Origin of the sequence: Xanthobacter sp. NM-59 (genome assembly GCF_021401125.1) — a bacterium.
Lineage (GTDB): Bacteria > Pseudomonadota > Alphaproteobacteria > Rhizobiales > Xanthobacteraceae > Xanthobacter.
In genome coordinates, this window is sequence record NZ_JACBFQ010000006.1 from 180578 (window position 1) to 198397 (window position 17820).

General features: G+C 67.1%; 17 protein-coding genes. 11 read left to right on the forward strand and 6 right to left on the reverse strand.

Annotated elements, in window-relative coordinates; genetic code table 11:
- Positions 1–281: 281 nt before the first annotated feature.
- The gene (locus tag L0966_RS12985; RefSeq protein WP_234052366.1) at positions 282–1319 is read left to right on the forward strand and encodes a zinc-dependent alcohol dehydrogenase family protein; all 1038 of its coding nucleotides are present in this window, start codon (positions 282–284) and stop codon (positions 1317–1319) included.
- Between the two features lie 462 nt (positions 1320–1781).
- Here L0966_RS12985 and L0966_RS12990 read toward each other — a convergent pair whose 3' ends face one another.
- The 4 genes from L0966_RS12990 to ssuD form a co-directional block, all read right to left on the reverse strand.
- Positions 1782–1928 (reverse strand): hypothetical protein, encoded by a 147-nt coding sequence (locus L0966_RS12990; RefSeq protein WP_234052367.1) that lies wholly within the window; start codon positions 1926–1928, stop codon positions 1782–1784.
- Positions 1929–2002: 74 nt separating this feature from the next.
- A complete protein-coding gene (locus L0966_RS12995; RefSeq protein WP_234052368.1) occupies positions 2003–3475 on the reverse strand; it encodes an FAD/NAD(P)-binding protein in 1473 nt (490 codons plus the stop codon).
- A gap of 223 nt (positions 3476–3698) precedes the next feature.
- A complete protein-coding gene (locus L0966_RS13000; RefSeq protein ID WP_234052369.1) occupies positions 3699–4544 on the reverse strand; it encodes an amidohydrolase family protein in 846 nt (281 codons plus the stop codon).
- A 9-nt stretch (positions 4545–4553) separates the two neighbouring features.
- The gene (ssuD, locus tag L0966_RS13005; protein ID WP_234052370.1) at positions 4554–5699 is read right to left on the reverse strand and encodes an FMNH2-dependent alkanesulfonate monooxygenase; all 1146 of its coding nucleotides are present in this window, start codon (positions 5697–5699) and stop codon (positions 4554–4556) included.
- 201 nt (positions 5700–5900) lie between these two features.
- Between ssuD and L0966_RS13010 the strand changes: the two genes are divergently transcribed.
- The 3 genes from L0966_RS13010 (at position 5901) to L0966_RS13020 (ending at position 8271) form a co-directional block, all read left to right on the forward strand.
- Complete coding sequence (locus L0966_RS13010) at positions 5901–6251, forward strand: hypothetical protein (RefSeq protein WP_234052371.1); 351 nt, start codon at positions 5901–5903, stop codon at positions 6249–6251.
- Positions 6252–6388: 137 nt separating this feature from the next.
- Positions 6389–6568, forward strand: coding sequence for a hypothetical protein (locus L0966_RS13015; protein WP_234052372.1), 180 nt, complete (start codon positions 6389–6391; stop codon positions 6566–6568).
- A gap of 251 nt (positions 6569–6819) precedes the next feature.
- A complete protein-coding gene (locus L0966_RS13020) occupies positions 6820–8271 on the forward strand; it encodes an LLM class flavin-dependent oxidoreductase (protein WP_234052373.1) in 1452 nt (483 codons plus the stop codon).
- Positions 8272–8348: 77 nt separating this feature from the next.
- Here the strand turns inward: L0966_RS13020 and L0966_RS13025 are convergent, their stop codons facing one another.
- Both L0966_RS13025 and L0966_RS13030 read right to left on the reverse strand, forming a co-directional pair.
- Positions 8349–8828: an Lrp/AsnC family transcriptional regulator gene (locus tag L0966_RS13025; protein ID WP_234052374.1), complete on the reverse strand. Its 480-nt coding sequence runs from the start codon at positions 8826–8828 to the stop codon at positions 8349–8351.
- Positions 8829–9675: 847 nt separating this feature from the next.
- Entirely contained in the window at positions 9676–10467 is a 792-nt protein-coding gene (locus L0966_RS13030) for a helix-turn-helix domain-containing protein (RefSeq protein WP_234052375.1), read from the reverse strand.
- A 368-nt stretch (positions 10468–10835) separates the two neighbouring features.
- Between L0966_RS13030 and L0966_RS13035 the strand changes: the two genes are divergently transcribed.
- The 7 genes from L0966_RS13035 (at position 10836) to L0966_RS13065 (ending at position 17820) form a co-directional block, all read left to right on the forward strand.
- The gene (locus tag L0966_RS13035; protein WP_234052376.1) at positions 10836–12326 is read left to right on the forward strand and encodes a nitrogen regulation protein NR(II); all 1491 of its coding nucleotides are present in this window, start codon (positions 10836–10838) and stop codon (positions 12324–12326) included.
- Positions 12323–12976, forward strand: coding sequence for a response regulator transcription factor (locus L0966_RS13040; RefSeq protein ID WP_234052377.1), 654 nt, complete (start codon positions 12323–12325; stop codon positions 12974–12976). The genes L0966_RS13035 and L0966_RS13040 overlap by 4 nt, the downstream gene beginning before the upstream one ends.
- Positions 12977–13083: 107 nt before the next feature.
- Positions 13084–13473, forward strand: a complete 390-nt coding sequence (locus L0966_RS13045; RefSeq protein ID WP_234052378.1) for a response regulator — start codon at positions 13084–13086, stop codon at positions 13471–13473.
- 393 nt (positions 13474–13866) lie between these two features.
- Positions 13867–14520: a hydrolase gene (locus L0966_RS13050; protein ID WP_234052379.1), complete on the forward strand. Its 654-nt coding sequence runs from the start codon at positions 13867–13869 to the stop codon at positions 14518–14520.
- 142 nt (positions 14521–14662) lie between these two features.
- A complete protein-coding gene (locus tag L0966_RS13055; RefSeq protein ID WP_370640736.1) occupies positions 14663–15499 on the forward strand; it encodes an alpha/beta fold hydrolase in 837 nt (278 codons plus the stop codon).
- A gap of 114 nt (positions 15500–15613) precedes the next feature.
- Positions 15614–15901, forward strand: a complete 288-nt coding sequence (locus tag L0966_RS13060; RefSeq protein ID WP_234052381.1) for a XapX domain-containing protein — start codon at positions 15614–15616, stop codon at positions 15899–15901.
- 53 nt (positions 15902–15954) lie between these two features.
- A complete protein-coding gene (locus L0966_RS13065; RefSeq protein ID WP_234052382.1) occupies positions 15955–17820 on the forward strand; it encodes an amidohydrolase in 1866 nt (621 codons plus the stop codon).

Genomic DNA, 17820 nt, shown 5'->3' on the forward strand with positions numbered 1-17820 from the left:
GATTATGATTGTCGCGCCGGCGCTCCTGCACCGGCCATGCCACTGCCGCCCCTGCCCCGTCCGGCCCCGAAGGCCCGGCCCCGGGCTTCCGAAGCGGCCGGAATCACGACGCCACCGTCGTATTTTCACACGGCGGGGCGGCGCGGCCCGCCAGCAATAGCACGCAAACCGCCAGCCGGCCGCATCGCGCGCCGTGGCATCCCTCTTGCCGAAGGGGGAAGGCCCAAGGCGGGCGCCGGCCAGCGCACCGCCCCTCAACGACATCCAGAAAGAGAATCCCCATGAAGGGTCTTGTCTATCGCGGTCCCGGCCAGAAGGCGCTGGAGGATGTGCCTGATCCCAAGATCGAACAGCCCACCGATGCGGTGGTGAAGGTGTCGCGCACCACCATCTGCGGCAGTGACCTTCACATCCTGAAGGGCGACGTGCCCACCGTGAAGCCGGGAACGGTGCTCGGCCATGAAGGCGTGGGCATCATCGAGGAGGTCGGACCGGCGGTTTCCACCTTCAAGAAGGGGGACCATGTCCTCATCTCCTGCATCTCCGCCTGCGGACGCTGCGAATATTGCCGGCGCGGCATGTATTCCCATTGTTCCGTCGCCGGCTGGATGCTCGGCCACACCATTCACGGAACGCAGGCGGAATATGTCCGCATTCCGTTCGCGGACACCTCCCTGCATCGCATTCCCGAAGGCATGGACGAGGAAGCCCTCGTGATGCTCAGCGACATCCTGCCCACTGGCTTCGAGTGCGGGGTGCTGAATGGAAAGGTGCAGCCCGGCAGCACGGTGGCCATCGTCGGCGCCGGGCCGGTAGGCCTCGCAGTGCTGCTGACCGCGCAATTCTACTCCCCCGCCGAGATCATCATGATCGATCTCGACGACAACCGGCTGGAGCTCGCCCGCACCTTCGGCGCCACGCAGACGGTGAACAGCGGGCGTGAAAATGCGGCGGAACGCGTGATGGCCCTTACAGGCGGTATCGGCGTCGACGCCGCCATCGAGGCGGTCGGTATTCCGCCCACCTTCCTGCTGTGCCAGGACATCGTGGCGCCCGGCGGCACCATCGCCAATGTGGGCGTACATGGCACCAAGGCCGACCTGCATCTGGAGCGCCTGTGGTCCCACAACATCACCCTCTCCACCCGGCTGGTGGACACGGTGACGACGCCCATGCTGATGAAAACCGTCCAGTCCCGGAAGCTCGATCCGGCCAGGCTGATCACCCACCGCTTCCCGCTCACCGACATCCTGACGGCCTACGAAACCTTCGGCGGCGCCGCGCACACCAAGGCGCTGAAGGTCATCATCGAAGCCTGACGCCCCCGAACACGACGGGAGCCCCGGTCGCGGGCTCCCGGCTCTCGGGCGCGGCCCGCTCGGCCGGCGGTGGCCTTGAGCAGCCGGTGCCCGGCTTCCCGCCGCTCGACCTGATCGATGTCCCATACCGCGCCGCCGGCTGCCGCGCGGGCAGGCTCCACCCCTCGCGGAACAGTTGCTCCCGCGGAGTGCCGTTACGATAGGATGGGGGTAGATGCCGCGCCGCTGAAGCTCCGGCACCAGATGACCCATCACATCCGCGAGCGTCTCGCGGGCGACCACATAGGCCAGAAGCCGTCGAACGCCGTTTCCTCGACCCAGTCCTGGAGCAGGTCCGCGGCCGTTTTCGCGGAGCCGACGAAGAGCGGCCCAATTTGGCCAGCTCCTCAATGGTCCAAGTCGATGACCCAGGCCTTCTCGCCGTCGGCCTGATGCCCGATGGTGGAGCCGGTGGCGTTGGTCTCAGCCTTTTTCACCGTGGCGGCGGAAATCGATGCCGGGGCAACTGGACATCAACGCCAGGGCCCCGTCATGGGACGCGTAGCGCACATCGTCCACATGCTTCGCGCGCGCCCCGGCACAGGTCTCGTCCACGATGACGGTCGCCATGGCATAAACCAGGATCTTCCGCGGATCGCGCCCCTGCACGGCAGCGCGTTGCGCTACTCGCTCGCCGGAGGACCTCAGGGCGTTCCGGCGGGAATGGGGTGGACGCCGGGAGCTTCCGCAGGCGCCCCGGCAACGCGCGCCGCGATGGCTTCCGCCCAGGCGGTCACTTCGGGCACGCCCATCAGCTCGCCAACCGACCCGCGCGCCAGCGGACCTGCAACGAGCAGATTCGGCTGCTCCACCCCGTAGCGGTCGAGCACCACGCCCTGCGGCGACGTCCACAGCCCGAGCCCCAGCGGATCGGACTGCAGCAGCCCCTGCGCGGCGAGGTCCTTAAGGACCGGGTTTGCCGCGATGACCGACCCGTGGGCGGGCCCGGTGGCAATGACGATCCGCTCCACATCAAGGACGGGCGAGGCGCCACCACGCAGCGCGATGCGGACGGCGATGCTGGCGCCGACGCTCTGCGCCGAAACCAGCCGCCCCGCCAGCGGCTCCAGCCGGCCGGCCGCGATCTCACTTTGCAGCGCCTGATAGGTCTGCGGCGCGATGCGAAAGCGATGAATATCCCAAAGCCCCCGAAGATGGCGGACCACCCGCCGCCGCTCAGGCCAGGGCAGCGCGGCCCAGATGCGAGGCCCCTGCTCGCGGAGCCGATCAAACACGGCGTGCCATGTTCGCCCGGCTTGCGCATCGCGCTCCAGCTCGCGGCGCACCCGGCGCAGCAGCCCCACCGCGCGCGTCTCCCTCGGCTGCGTGAAGTCGGCGGACGTTGGCGACTGCGCCGGCCCGTGAGGTTGCGACCGGCGGCCGTGGCGGGACAGCATGTGAATGGACGCGCGATGGGAGCACCGCCGCAGGGTGGCCACCACATCGGCCCCCGTCAGCCCGGAACCGACAATCAGCACGCGGTCACTCGGGGCGATAGCGGAAAGCGCATTGCAGCCATAGGCATCCGCCACCAGCCGCGGATCATCCCGAAATGCGGCCAATGCGCCGGGAACCGCCGGAGCGGGATGGGCGACGGCCAGCACCACCCGATCGGCGACGACCTCTCCGCCGCCGTCCAACCGCACCGCATAGCCCTTCCCCCGCTGCCGCACGCCCGTGGCCTGGGCCCGCAGATGCTCGACCCGCCCGCTCTCCAGCAGCGGCCGCAGGTGGTGCGCCACATACCGGCCGAAGATCTCGCGCGGCACGAAAGCCTCACCCTCGGCCGTGCACGCCCCGTGCGGAACGCCCGGCCCCTCGCGGGACAGCAGCCAGCGCTGGAAATGCAGCGGATCGCTGGCATCGAGGCTCATCTTCCGCTCGGGCACGTTGAGGCGATGATCTGGATCCGGCGTCGCATAGGCAAGACCCCGGCCCAGCTCCGCGCGGGGCTCGACGATGATGATGCGGATCTCGCCCGGCCGGGTGCGGCGTGCGAGATGCCAGGCGACCGCAGCGCCCGAAAGGCCCCCGCCAATGATGACGACGCACGATGGCCCACGCGGCGCTGTCCGCATGCCGGCTGGCCCGCCCCCTGTGCCTTCGGATGAACTCATCAAACTTCACCTTCCCGTGGCATTGCGCACCAGATCCGGGCTTCAACTCCGACCCGGAAGCGCCATCGCTCCCATCGGCGCGTTTTCCGCCAAAGGCCCTTGCGCCGCCCCACACCAAGAGCAGCACGCCATGCTGGCAATCCCGCTCACGCAACGGACAGCTACTGAACGCCCGTTCCGGTGAACCGGATGCCGGCCCGCGTGCATAACTCGCATCAGCGCCCTAGAGTTTCAGCAGGCGAGCAGCATTTCCATAAAACAGCCTCTCCAAGAGGGCCTCATGGAAGCCCACTTTCTGAAAATCCGCGATGGTCTGGGTGATCGGGCGGAACGGATAGGAGGAGCCGAACAGGAACTGGTCACCCAAAAAGCTGTTCACGGCCTCCACATAGGTCTGCGTTCCGGGCTGAAACAAATACATATCGGGAATGAGAAAGACATTCTCATGCCGAAAGGCGACGCCGACGATCTGCTGAACATTCGGCCATGAGCCGTGATAGACGGCAATCTTCAGCCGCGGAAACAGCCGGGCCACATTGCCGATGGCGGCGGGATCGTTGAAGCGGGGGTCCGGCGTGGTGGGGCCACTCATCAGAAACAGGGGCACATCCAGCGCCACTAGAAGTTCGTAAAGGGGAAAATACACAGGGTCGTCCGCGTGGCGGGCGGGCGTGCCGAATCCGGGCTCCAGATCGATGCCCTTCAGCCCCAGCACCTTGATGGCCCGCTCCGCCTCATCGAGCGCCGCCTGCTCGCCCTCAACCACCGGATCCACCGCGCCGATGCCCTCAAGCAGCGCAGAGCCGGCCACGATCCCATGGATGGTGTCATTCGGAAGGTGCTGGGTGGGGGTGTGGCGGCCCACAACCACGGCCTTCGCGAGGCCCGCCTGCGCCACCTCTTCCAGAAAGCCTTCCGGTGTCGCCGAACGGATGAAATGGGTGTCGCTCCCCCGGGTCCCCACGCGCCGGTTGAGCCAGCGCGCGGTTTCGAACTCCGCCGTCCCGGGCGTTCTGCCAAAGAAATCGTGCAGATAAGCCGGCCGGCAGCGCATATCGATGATCTGCATGAGCGCCTCTCAGCTCGCCGCGACCTGCCGCACGGCTCGAATGTCGAAAGCGCCCCCGGTCTGCGCGCCGCGCTGCGTCACCGCCCCCTTGCCGAGCAACGGGAACACCAGCTCCGCGAACCTCAGGGATTCCTCAAGATGCGGATAGCCGGAGAGCACGAAGGTATCGACGCCCAGGCCCTGGTATTCGCGCAGCCGTTCCGCGATCTGTTCCGGCGCGCCCACGAGCGCAGTTCCGGCACCGCCGCGAACGAGCCCGACCCCGGCCCACAGGTTCGGCCCCAGCACGAGCCGGTCGCGCCGCCCCCCGTGCAGTGCCGCCATGCGGGCCTGCCCCACGGAATCCATCTTGGCGTAATTGGCCTGCGCCGCCGCGATATCCTCATCAGTCAGGCGCGAAATCAGGCGATCCGCCGCCGCCCACGCCTCCTCCTCCGTCTCGCGGGCGATGACATGGAGCCGCACGCCGAAGCGCACAGTGCGCCCGTGCCGCGCGGCACGGGCGCGAACGTCGGCGATCTTTTCCGCCACGGCCGCCAGCGGCTCGCCCCAGGTGAGGTAGGCGTCTACATGCTTGGCGGCCAGTGCATGGGCGGCGGGCGAGGAGCCCCCGAAATAGAGCGGAGGATAGGGCCGCTGCACCGGCGGATAGTAGTTTCGGGCGTTATCCACCTTCAGGTGACGGCCCTCGAAGCTGAACTTTTCTCCCGTTTCCAGAATGCGCCGCCACACGGTCAGGAACTCGTCCGCCGCCTCGTAGCGCTCGTCATGGCTCAGAAACACCCCGTCTGCCGCCAGCTCGGCGGCATCGCCGCCCGGCACCAAGTTCAACAGCAGCCGGCCACCCAGGGCTTGGTCCAGCGTCGCTGCCTGGCGGGCGGAGGCGGTGGGCCCCATGATGGAGGTTCGCAGCGCCACCAGCAGCTTGATGCGGCTGGTTACCGGAATGAGGCTGGCCGCCGTGATCCAGGGGTCGTGGCAGCTGGAGCCGGTGGGGATCAACAGCCCATCATAGCCGAGCCGCTCCGAAGTCACCGCGATTTCGCGCAGATAGGCGTTGGTCGGCTCCCGCCCGTAATCCGAAGTTCCAAGGTAACGGGTGTCGCCCGAAGTGGGCAGAAACCAGAAGATTTCGGGAGAGGAACCAACGGCCATCGCATTTTTCCTATCACGGGGTGCGGCGCCGTCACCCAGATCGGCGATATTCCCGCATTCATCCTTTGATAGGCCCCGACGCATGGCCGCGGCCATTCCAAAGAACGTGGCCAGTTTAGGAGAAGACCTTCGCGGCCGATGCTCAAGGGAGATCAATATTCTCCGCCGCGCAGGGGCCCTCAGTTCCAGGGGGCGGCGCGGATGCACGCCATTCAGATACCAGTTCCCCACATGGAAGAACTTCCACCGCACCGGATCGCGCAGGGGCTGGACCCGCGCATTGCACCAGTGCTGGTCGAGCCCGAACTGGGCAAGGGCCGTGCGCGAAAAGCCGGGCGCGCCGAAGTGCTTGGAGATGAAAAGGGACCAAATGTCGCTTTGGGAATAACGCTCCAGCGCCGCCTTCAGGACGGAGGCGATGGCGTGCGGCAACGTTTGGGCAGCGACATCGGGCGCAAGGCTCGCGTCCTCGTCGCGAAGAAAAATTCTTCTCGCCACCACCGGCTCAATGCAAAACGCCTGCTCTGTGCGCGTGAAATATGGAAGACGTAACTCTCGCTTCCGCGCGGCTGTTCTGACTACACTTGATGCACTCGGTACTCCACTGGCCAACGGCTGCAAAAAGCCGCCCCATCAGAAGATCTTTTCGCCCTCCGAACCTCCCTTCGCGGGCATGAAGGAGCCTTACCGTGACCGTGCATGAGTTCCGGGGCACGTTCCCCGACACCGGAAAGCTGAAGGCGCGCTTCAGCCCGCTCTTCGCGCGCATCACGGAAGGCGCCATCGAGCGCGAGCGCGAACGCATTGCGCCCGTCGAGCAGATCGCGAGGCTGAGGAATCCGGGTTCAACGCCAGCCACAACCTGCTGATCTACAAGGAGCGCAGTCTGGGCGACAACGCGGCGAACGGAACCGAGCCGATCTATGTCTGGCAGATCGCGGCCATCGCCAGCTGATGCGCCGCCTCGCGGCGGCCCGTCGCGGCCGCGCAGCTTGTCCCCGAAAGCCAACTTCAATCCACCACGGCACCACGAACCGGAGGATGTCGCCATCGCGCCCTCCGGTCCGCCATCACGCGCCGCCGCATCGCCCGAGGGCAGCGGACATGACGAGGACTTCATATGACCACGAAGAAACGCATCATTCTCAATGCCTTCGACATGACCTGCGTCGGCCATCAGGCGGCCGGCACCTGGCGACACCCCTCCAGCCAGGCCTCGCGCTATAACGACATCGAGTACTGGACCAACCTGGCGATCGAGCTGGAACGGGGTGCTTTCGACGCCCTGTTCATCGCCGATGTGGTGGGCGTGTATGATGTGTATCGCGGCTCGGCGGAAGCAGCGCTGCAGGACGCGGCGCAGGTGCCGGTGAACGACCCGTTCGGCGCCATTTCCGCCATGGCGGCGGTGACCAGGAATTTGGGCTTCGGCGTGACGGCGGCGGTGACGTTCGAGCACCCCTATCTGCTGGCGCGCCGGCTCTCGACCCTCGACCACCTCACCAAGGGGCGGGTGGCGTGGAACGTCGTGTCGTCCTACCTCGATTCCGCCGCGCGCAATATCGGCATGGATCGCCAGATCGAGCATGATGCGCGTTACGATCTCGCGGAAGAATACATGGAGGTCGTCTACAAGCTCTGGGAAGGGAGCTGGGAGGACGGGTCCGTTCTGCGCGACAAGGAGAAGGGGATTTTCACGGACGCCTCGAAGGTCCATCCCATCCAACACGATGGTGAATACTTCAAGGTTCCCGGCTTCCATTTGTGCGAGCCCTCGCCGCAGCGCACGCCGGTAATTTTCCAGGCCGGCGCCTCCACGCGCGGGCGTCGCTTCGCCGCGCGCCATGCGGAGGCCATGTTCGTTCTGGCCACCTCGCCCGAGACGGCGCGCAAGCTGACCGACCAGATCCGCGCGGAGGTGGTGGCCGCCGGCCGCGAGCCTGACTCCCTGAAGATTTTCACGCTGCTGACCGTCATTACCGGGCCCACCGACGAAGCCGCCCGGCGCAAGTATGAGGAATACCTTTCCTATGCGAGCCCGGAAGGGGCACTCGCCCTTTACGGCGGCTGGACGGGCCTCGATTTCTCGTCGCTCGACCCGGACCTGCCGCTCACCGCCGTGGAGAATGACAGCCTGCGCACGACGCTCGAATCCCTCGCCGCCGATGGCAAGGCCTGGACGGTGCGCGAGGTGATCCGCAAAAGGTCCATCGGCGGGCTCGGCCCCGTACTGGTGGGTGGACCGAAAACGGTGGCGGACGAGCTGGAGCGCTGGGTTGATGAAGGCGGCGTGGACGGCTTCAACCTCGCTTATGCCATCACGCCCGCCTCGACCACCGACTTCATCGACTTCGTGGTGCCCGAGCTGCGCAAGCGCGGGCGGGCGCAAAGCGGCTACGCCCCCGGCACCCTTCGCGAAAAGCTGCTGGGCGATGAAGGCGGGCGGGTGCGCGCAAGCCACCCGGCGGCCCAATGGGGCCACCATTATGTGGGACGGGAGAGTGTGGCCGATACAAGCCGCGGCGCGCCCTTCGACGCGCCGGCGGACCGCCGCCTGAACGCAGCCGAGTAAGCTGCACGCCATAGGAAAAGGGGCCTGGCCCAGGGCCCGCCCTTACCTTGCCGGCTCCCGCTTCGCGCGGAGCCGCTTTAGCGCCGCGCGCCGTGGAGCTCCAAAGGATAGGCCGTGGTGAACTTCATCCGCTCCATCGCAAAATGGGAGGTGACATTTCGCAAGGGCAAGGTCTCCGTCAGCCGGCGATAGAACAGGTCGAAGGCGGGCATGTCGGGCATGGCCACGCGCAGCAGGTAGTCCATTTCCCCTGCCATGCGGTAGACCTCCAGCACCTCGGGCATCGCCGAAACAACGCCCATGAAGGCTTCCCGCCATTCCCCTGTGTGATCGGGCGCCTCGATGCCGATGAACACGGTGAGCCCGAGGCCAAGCTTGACCGGGTCCGCAATGGCGACGCGGTTCATCAGCACCCCGGAGGCCTCCAGCTTCTGGATGCGCTTCCAGCACGGCGTTTGGGACAGGCCGACCTTGTCCGCGACCTGGGCGACGGTCTGCGTTGCGTCGCGCATCAGCTCGGCGACGATCTTGCGGTCGATCTGATCGAGGCCACTCATCGATTTTCTCCGGAACCCTCGGTGGGAAAGCACCATTCCAGATATACGATATAATCAATGGATTTTATATAATATATAATTCCCGCAGTCCGACGCGCTGTCGGCCCCCTTCGATCGAGATCAGGTGCCCGCAGCCGCCGAAGCCCTGACGAGACTGAGGCTCGCCAAGGGCCCTGTTCGCTTCCAGCCTTCGATCGTGGTACCTAGATGCCTTCTCCACAGCGCCGGGCCGGACTTGGTTCAGGAGCGCAGTGACCGCTTCAGGCCGACGAGCCGGGCGCCCGACAAGCAGTTCGCCGCGGCTTAGGGCCAGACATTTCAGCTTTTGATAGACACGCGATAAGCAGGCTATCGTTTTGTTTTTAAACACGTCCTGCGCGGGGGCGCATCTCACTTCGCACACAGGACGCGCTCTGGTCTCGACCGAGTGGCGGCCTCGGCCCAGCCGTTTCCGGTGCAGCCCGCCGGCGATGGCCCGCCCATGGTGGGGCATGTATTGCCCGCTCGCCGCTCTGTGCAGGGCCTCTCCTGCTCGGCGATCACCCTTTATTGGTCACCGCCATTGCCGCACTTGCCGGCGGGCCGGCTCTCTCCTTTGCCCGTGGAAAAGCGGGTCGTGAAAACCATCGGCATGGGCGAAACCGTCGCGCCCCTCACGACAACGCTCGGCTTATGGCCACCCCGTCCGCAGCCGCCTGAAGACAGTGTTCCGCGAAGCGGGGGGCATCCGGGTGGTCCGGGGGCGTGAGTGCGGCTGAATGCGCAGGATATCCGCGCCTGATGGCCCGACGGCCCCCGGGCGCGCGGCCCGAGTGCGGGAGGAACGCCCGCCGATGCCCGCGCCGGCTCACGCCTCGGCGGCCTGGGCGCTGCGCCATTGGTGGGGAGTGGCGCCGGCGAACCGGCGAAACACCGTGGTGAAGTGCGCCTGGGTCTGGAAGCCCACGGCCAGAGCGATCTGCACCAGGGGATCGCGACTTTCCAGCATCAGCCTCTGCGCGCGCATGATGCGGGCCTTCAACAGGTATTCGCGCGGCCGCAGGCCGGTGGAAAGCCGGAACTGGGCGGCGAAATGCATGCGGCTGAGCCCCGCCGCGCGCGCCATATCCGCAAGGGAGATGGCGTCGCAAAGGTTCGCCTCGATGAACGCAAGCACCCGCTTCAGCCGCCATGTCACGAGACCGGATTTCACCCGCGCCGGCGCGCTCGGCTCGACTTCGGGTGGAAGGGCGGGACGTGCATTTTCCTCCACGGCGAGCATGCGCGCCACCAGCGCCAGCTGGAGCGCATCGGCATAAACACCGCATCCGCCCTCCGCGCGCGTCGCCTCCAGCGCCTGCGACAGCTGCCGCACCACATGATCGTCCACAGCGGCGTGCCTGCGGTCGGCCTCGCGGCGCGCAGGCACGCTGGCGCCCCCAGGCGCCCCGCCACAGCGCCTTTCGAGGCGCAGAACGATGCCTTCCGGCTCGCCGTCGGGCCGATGCCGTCTTTCCGGCTCGCTCGCGGTCATGCCGAGGACGAGGCCCATATGCGGCAGGTACACAGCAAGGGCGCCCCGGCGCGCCCCAGTGGGCTCGGTTTCCTCGAAGTCCTGGAAGGCCCCCCCTGTAGCGGCTATCGAGACATGGACGGACATGCGCGGAACCCCAATCGCTCGGAGCGGATGTTCGGCGGAGGCTCACCCCTCGCCAGTGGCTGCAGCGAGGATCGGGGATGGCGGCCGCGCGCTCCATTCTACGTGGGTTTCGCCACCCATATGATGGGAGGTGCCTGCCCATACCTTGGTATGGTCGCAGACGGGATCCCGAAGCCGGGCCAGGCCTGGCCCCAAAGCGCCAGCACGTCCGTTCGCGGGCCGACGATTCGGAAATTCAGCGTCCGATCTGACAAAACGGCCGGATCCCGCAATGGTAGTGAATGTCTCGCTTGCAGTGGGCTGGCCCGCCGCCGGTCGATGGACTGACGGCGGCGCACGGTTCCGCATGAAGGTCCATCGAGGTGTCCATGTCCGGCCAGCACCACATCTTTTCGGGGACCGGGCCACCGACAGGTCGATGGCTCGGCCCCACCCTGGTCATCGCGTCATGCGGCGGCATCTTCCTCGTCGACACGCTCTCGCCGCTGGATATGGCCATCGCGGTGCTCTACGCGCTCGTGGTTCTCCTCTCGGCGCGCCTCCTCGAAAGGACGGGACTTCTGCTTGTCGCGGGCAGCTGCATCAGCCTCACGGTGCTGAGCTTCACGATCGTGCACGCGAATGATTACGCTCTCCCCTCCACCATGCGCGGGACGGTCAGCATCGTCGCCATCATGGTCACGACCCTGCTGTGCCTGCGCAACCAGGATGCCACGCGTTCCCTCAGGGAGCAGGCGGCGCTGCTCGACCTCTCTCACGACGCCATCTTCGTGCGCGATACGTCGGATACCGTCACCTATTGGAATCGCGGCGCCGAGGCGCTCTATGGCTGGTCCCGCGAGGAAGCCGTCGGGCAGAAGGCGTCCGCTTTGCTGAAGACCGTCTTTCCATTGGCGCGCGCGGACATCGCCAGCACCCTGATCGACACCGGGCAGTGGGAGGGCGAGCTGGCGCATACCACGCGCGACGGCCGCAAGCTCACCTGCATCAGCCGCTGGTCGCTTCAGCGCGACACGCGCGGGCGGCCCATGGGCACCATGGAGACAAACCACGACATCACCGAGCGCCGGCGCGCCGAAAACCAGCTCCACGAAATGCGGGCCGACCTGGCCCATGTCACGCGTGCGAGCACCCTCGCCGAGCTCACCACCTCCATCGCCCATGAAGTCAACCAGCCGCTCGCGGCGGTGGTCACCAATGGCGAGGCCTGCCTGCGCTGGCTGCGGCGGCCGGTGCCGGACATCCGCGAGACGGAACTCAGCGTGACGCGCGCGATCGCCAATGCGCGCCGGGCCAGCGATGTCGTCGCCCGGCTGCGAGCCGTCGCGCGGCAGGACGACAGCGCCCGCGCGCCCCTCGGCGTCGCGGAACTGGTCGCGGAAAGCGCCATGCTGCTGGAACGCGACCTTTCCTGCCACCGGGTGGGGCTTGATCTCAAACTCAATCACCAGCTGGCACCGGTCCTGGGCGACCCGGTGCAGCTGCAGCAGGCCCTCATCAACCTCGCGCTCAATGCCATTCAGGCCATGGACGGCGTGCCGGAGCAGGAGCGGATGCTGCGCATCAGCACGTTTCTCATGGCCGCGGACGAGGCCGCCGCGCCCGCGCGCGTCGCCATCCAGGTGGAGGATACCGGCCCCGGCGTCGCTGAGGAGACGCTGCCATTGCTGTTCACGCCCTTCTTCTCGACGAAGAAGCGGGGCATCGGCCTCGGACTGTCCATCTCCCGCTCCATCGTCGAGGCTCATGCAGGCCGGATCAACGCCGCCCTTGGCGCGGGCCGTGGCATGTGCTTCACCATGGCCCTGCCCATTGCCGAGGATGTTCCCCAGGCCATCGCCAAGGAAGCCCTGCCGTGACCAGCCGACAGCCCCCCAGCGCGACACCCCCGAGCGCCCCCGTCGTGCTCGTGGTCGATGACGATGCGGGTCTGCGGGATGCGCTCTCCAGCCTGTTCCGCTCCATCGGCCTGGAAGTCGCGCTGTTCTCCTCGGCCGCCGAGCTGCTGGCGGCAAGGCTGCCGGACGGGCCGCGCTGCCTGGTGCTCGACATCCGCATGCCGGGCCTCAGCGGGCTCGATTTCCAGAGCCAGCTGGCCCGATCGGGCATGGAGATTCCGATCATCTTCATGACGGGGCATGGCGATATTCCCATGTCGGTGCGGGCCATGAAGGCGGGGGCGGTGGATTTCCTCACCAAGCCCTTCCGCGACCAGGACATGCTCGATGCGGTGGCGGCCGCAATCGACATCGACCGCACGCGGCGGGAAGCGCGCGCCACCTCGTCCCGCCTGCGCGCCCTCTACGACACCCTGACCGAGCGCGAGCGCCAGATCATGGCACGCGTCACCGCCGGCCTGATGAACAAGCAGGTGGCCGCCGAGGTGGGGCTGAGCGAGATTACCGTGAAGATCCACCGCGGCAACGTCATGCGCAAGATGGAGGCCCATTCCCTGGCGGACCTGGTACGGATGGCCGAAGCCCTCGGCGTCAGTACCGCGAAAGGGTAGCGCGGCAAACGAGTGTATGATTCCTGCGCCGGAAGGCGGCAGCTACATTGGGTGTACATCGGTGCGGCGTGCCGCGCCGAAAAGCTCGCGTTTCGAGGTGTCCAGACGTGTCGCCTGTCCCGATGATCACGATCATCGACGATGACGAATCCGTTCGTCTCGCCACCGAAAGCCTCATCCGCTCCCTCGGGTTCGGCGCGAGCTGCTTTGCCTGCGCGGAAGACTTCCTCGGTTCCCCCGAACGCTGCCGGACGAACTGCGTCATCACCGACGTCCAGATGCCGGGCATGAGCGGGGTGGAGCTGCAGAGCCGCCTGCGCGCCGAGGGCGACGCGGTGCCCCTGATCTTCATCACCGCATTTCCCGAGGAGCGCATTCGCCGCCAGGTGGATGCCGCGGGCGCCTTCGGCTTCCTCGCCAAGCCGTTCGACAGCGCCGCCATGATCGACTGCATCGGCCGTGCGCTGCAGGCCGGCGCGGCCGCGCGGCAGGGCTGAACCGCCAGCGCCGGGCCACCGCCTTTCGGGCCCGGCACGATGCCGCGCCTTGGCAACGGCCGCTCCCTGGTCCCCGCATCCACCAGCGGATGCGCCCATTATCGCCATCCCGCGGCAAGTCCCGACCGGCTCGGCAACTCCCGGCAGGCTCGACCAGCGCCGCTTTTGGGGATGCCATGGTCTTCGTGAAGGCCGCGGCCCCGGGCCAGGCGGGATGATCACTGGCTCGGCGCGCCCCGTCACGCCGGCCCCATCCTCGATCTCCGAGAGATCATGGGGGCAATGTGCTGGCCTCAGTGCGAACAGACAAAGCCATTCGCTTTTGCGCAAACCCGTCGCGACGACACGGGCCATGGTCGACATGCCATTCACAGCTGGATGCAAGGGATATCCATGCCGACCGCAAGCCCCACTCCCGGAACGGCGCTCATCGCGCCCGACAACCACATGCTCGTGATGATCGACTTCCAGTCGCAGATGTCGTTCGCGACCAAGTCCATCGACGCGGTCACCCTGCGCAACAACGCCGCTCTCGTCTCGCGGGCGGCGGCCGGCTTCAAGGTGCCGACCATCCTCACGACAGTGGCCGAGAAGAGCTTCTCGGGCCCCATGTACGCTGAAATCACCGATGCCTTTCCCGGCCAGGCGCTGCTCGACCGCACCTCCATGAACACCTGGGAGGATGCCGCGGTCATCGCCGAGGTGAACCGCATCGGGAAGGGGCGCGTGGTGCTGGCCGGGCTCTGGACCAGCGTGTGCATCGTCGGCCCGGCTTTGTCCGCCATCGACCAGGGCTTCGAGGTCTATGTGATCGCCGACGCCTGCGGCGACGTTTCCGATGAGGCCCACGAGCGGGCGATGGATCGCATGATCCAGGCCGGGGCGGTGCCGATGACGGCGTTGCAATACCTGCTCGAGCTGCAGCGCGACTGGGCGCGCACCGGCACCTACGACATGACCACCGGCATCGCCAAGCAATATGGCGGCGCCTATGGGCTGGGCATCATCTACGCCAAGAGCATGTTCGGCGCCTCCGAAGGTCATTGAGGATCGCCTCATGACCGAGCCGCAGCTGTCCCTGACGCGCCGAACCCTCCTGGAGCTGGGCGGCGCCGGTGCCCTGGCCACCGTCCTCAGCTCCCTGCCCGTGGCCGCCGCGGCCACCCCTCAAGCCAAAGGAGCGCCTCCCATGCCGAGCGTGACCACCAAGGACGGGGTCGAGATCTTCTACAAGGATTGGGGGCCGAAGGGCGCCCAGCCCATCATGTTCCACCATGGCTGGCCGCTGTCCGCCGACGATTGGGACGCGCAGATGCTGTTCTTCATCCAGAACGGCTATCGCGTCGTTGCCCATGACCGGCGCGGCCATGGCCGCTCGACCCAGGTGGCCGACGGCCACGACATGGACCATTACGCCGCCGACGCCTTCGCGGTGGTGGAGGCGCTGGACCTGAAGAATGCCGTTCATATCGGCCATTCCACGGGCGGCGGTGAGGTCGCCCGTTACGTGGCGAAGTTCGGCCAGCCTTCCGGTCGCGTGGCCAAGGCGGTGCTGGTCTCCGCCGTGCCGCCGCTGATGGTCAAGACCGCCGCCAACCCCGAGGGCCTGCCCATCGAGGTGTTCGACGGCTTCCGCAAGGCACTGGCGGACAACCGCGCCCAGTTCTTCCTCGATGTGCCCACCGGCCCCTTCTACGGTTTCAACCGCCCGGGCGCGAAGGCGTATCCGGGGGTGATCGAGAACTGGTGGCGCCAGGGCATGATGGGCGGCGCGAAGGCCCATTATGACGGCATCAAGGCCTTCTCCGAGACCGACCAGACCGAGGACCTGAAGGCCATCACCGTGCCCACCCTCGTCATGCACGGCGAGGATGACCAGATCGTGCCGATCGCCGATTCCGCGCTGAAGTCCGTCAAGCTGCTCAAGAACAGCACGCTGAAGACCTATCCGGGCTTCTCCCACGGCATGCTCACCGTCAATGCCGAGGTGATCAATCCGGACCTGCTGGCCTTTGTGAAGAGCTGAGCCGCCAGCGCGGCCCATGACCGGCGCGGGCCATTCCGCGCCGGTCGCGACCCTGGGGGGCGGAGCGCACCCCGGTCGCCACCCGTTCCCACCACCGTTCGGGAAGGAGGCCCCATGAAGCTTTATCTCGCCTCGCTGGGTGCCGGCCTGCTGGTCGGCATCGTCTACAGCCTCATCAATGTGCGCTCGCCGGCGCCGCCGGTCATCGCCCTGGTGGGGCTCTTCGGCATTCTCCTGGGCGAGCAAATCGTGCCGGTCACGCGCCACCTGCTGAAGGGCGACAGCCTCAGCCGCGCCATCGGCCTTGCGGACTGCTCGGACCACGTCCTTGGCCAGCTCCCCGGCCGCCCGGACACGCCGACATCCCCCATGGCCTCGCGCGACAAGCCGCCCGCAACCTGAACCAGACCGCCCCGCCGTCGTTCCCCCCACAGCAGAACCCGAAGGCCCGAACCATGAACGAGATCGCCGACCTGATCCTCTTCAACGGCAAGGTGACCACCCTCGACCGCTCCAACCCGCAGGCGGAAGCGGTGGCGGTGAAGGATGGGCGCATCCTGTTCGCCGGGTTGGCGGCGGAGGCCATGCGCCTTGCCGGGCCGCAGACGCAAACCATAGACGCGGGCGGGCGGCGGATCGTCCCCGGCCTCATCGACAGCCACATGCACATCATCCGTGGCGGGCTCAACTACAATATGGAGTTGCGGTGGGACGGGGTGCGCTCCCTGGCCCAGGCGATGGAGATGCTGAAGGCCCAGGTGGCCATCACCCCGCCGCCCCAATGGGTGCGCGTGGTGGGCGGCTTCACCGAGCACCAGTTCGCTGAAAAGCGGCTGCCCACCCTCGACGAGATCAATGCCGCCGCGCCCGACACGCCAGTCTTCATCCTGCACCTTTATGACCGCGCCCTGCTCAATGCGGCCGCCCTGCGGGTTGTCGGCTACACCCGCGACACGCCCAACCCGCCGGGCGGGGAAATCCTGCGCGATGGCGCGGGCAACCCCACCGGCCTGCTGGTGGCGAGCCCCAATGCCACCATCCTTTACGCCACCCTGGCCAAGGGTCCGAAACTGCCGCCGGAATACCAGAAGAATTCCACCCGCCATTTCATGCGGGAGGTGAACCGCCTGGGCGTCACCTCCGTCATCGACGCGGGCGGCGGATTCCAGAACTACCCGGACGACTATGCCATCATCGAGGAGCTGGCCCGAGAGGGGCAGCTCACCGTGCGCATTGCCTACAACCTCTTCACCCAGAAGCCGAAAGAGGAGCTGGCGGACTTTGCCGGCTGGGCCAAGCAGGTGAAGCCGGGCCAGGGCGACGACATCTACCGCGCCAACGGCGCCGGCGAGATGCTGGTCTATTCCGCCGCCGACTTCGAGGACTTCCAGCAGCCCCGTCCCGAAATGCCGGCGAACATGGAGGGCGACCTTGAGCCGGTCATCCGCCTTCTGGCCGAAAACCGCTGGCCCTGGCGCCTGCACGCCACCTATGACGAGACCATCTCGCGCGCCCTCGACGTGTTCGAGAAAGTGAATCGGGATGCGCCCCTGAAGGGCCTCAACTGGTTCTTCGACCATGCGGAAACCATCTCCGACCGCAACATCGAGCGCGTCGCCGCCCTCGGCGGCGGCATCGCGGTGCAGCACCGCATGGCCTATCAGGGCGAATACTTCGCCGAGCGTTACGGCGCGCAGAAGACCGAGCGCACGCCCCCCATCCGCCGCATGCTGGACATGGGGGTGCCGGTGGGCGCCGGCACGGATGCGACCCGCGTCGCCTCCTATAATCCCTGGGTTTCCCTGTCCTGGCTGGTCACGGGGAAGACCTTGGGCGGCCTCTCCCTTTATCCCGCCTCCAACCTCCTGGACCGCGAGGCGGCGCTGCGCCTGTGGACCGAGGCGAACACCTGGTTTTCCACCGAGCCGGGCAAGAAAGGGCAGATCAAGCAGGGCCAGCTCGCGGACATCATCGTGCTGTCGGACGACTATTTTTCGGTGCCGGGCGAGCGCATCCAGGACATCACCTCAGTGCTGACCCTGCTCGGCGGCGTTCCGGTGCACGGGGATGGCGACTTCCGCACGCTGGCGCCCGATCTTCCCCCGCCCATGCCCGATTGGTCGCCGGTGCGCCGCTTCGGCGGCTACCAGGAACGGGCGGCGGCGAGCGAAAACCGCCTCGCGTTCGCTTCCGCATGCGGCTGCGCGAAGGCCTGCGGCGTTCATGGCCACGCCCATTGGGGCGCCTGGGGCGCCAGCCTTCCCGTCGAGGATGCGCGCGGCTTCTTCGGCGCCCTCGGCTGCGGCTGCTGGGCCGTCTGA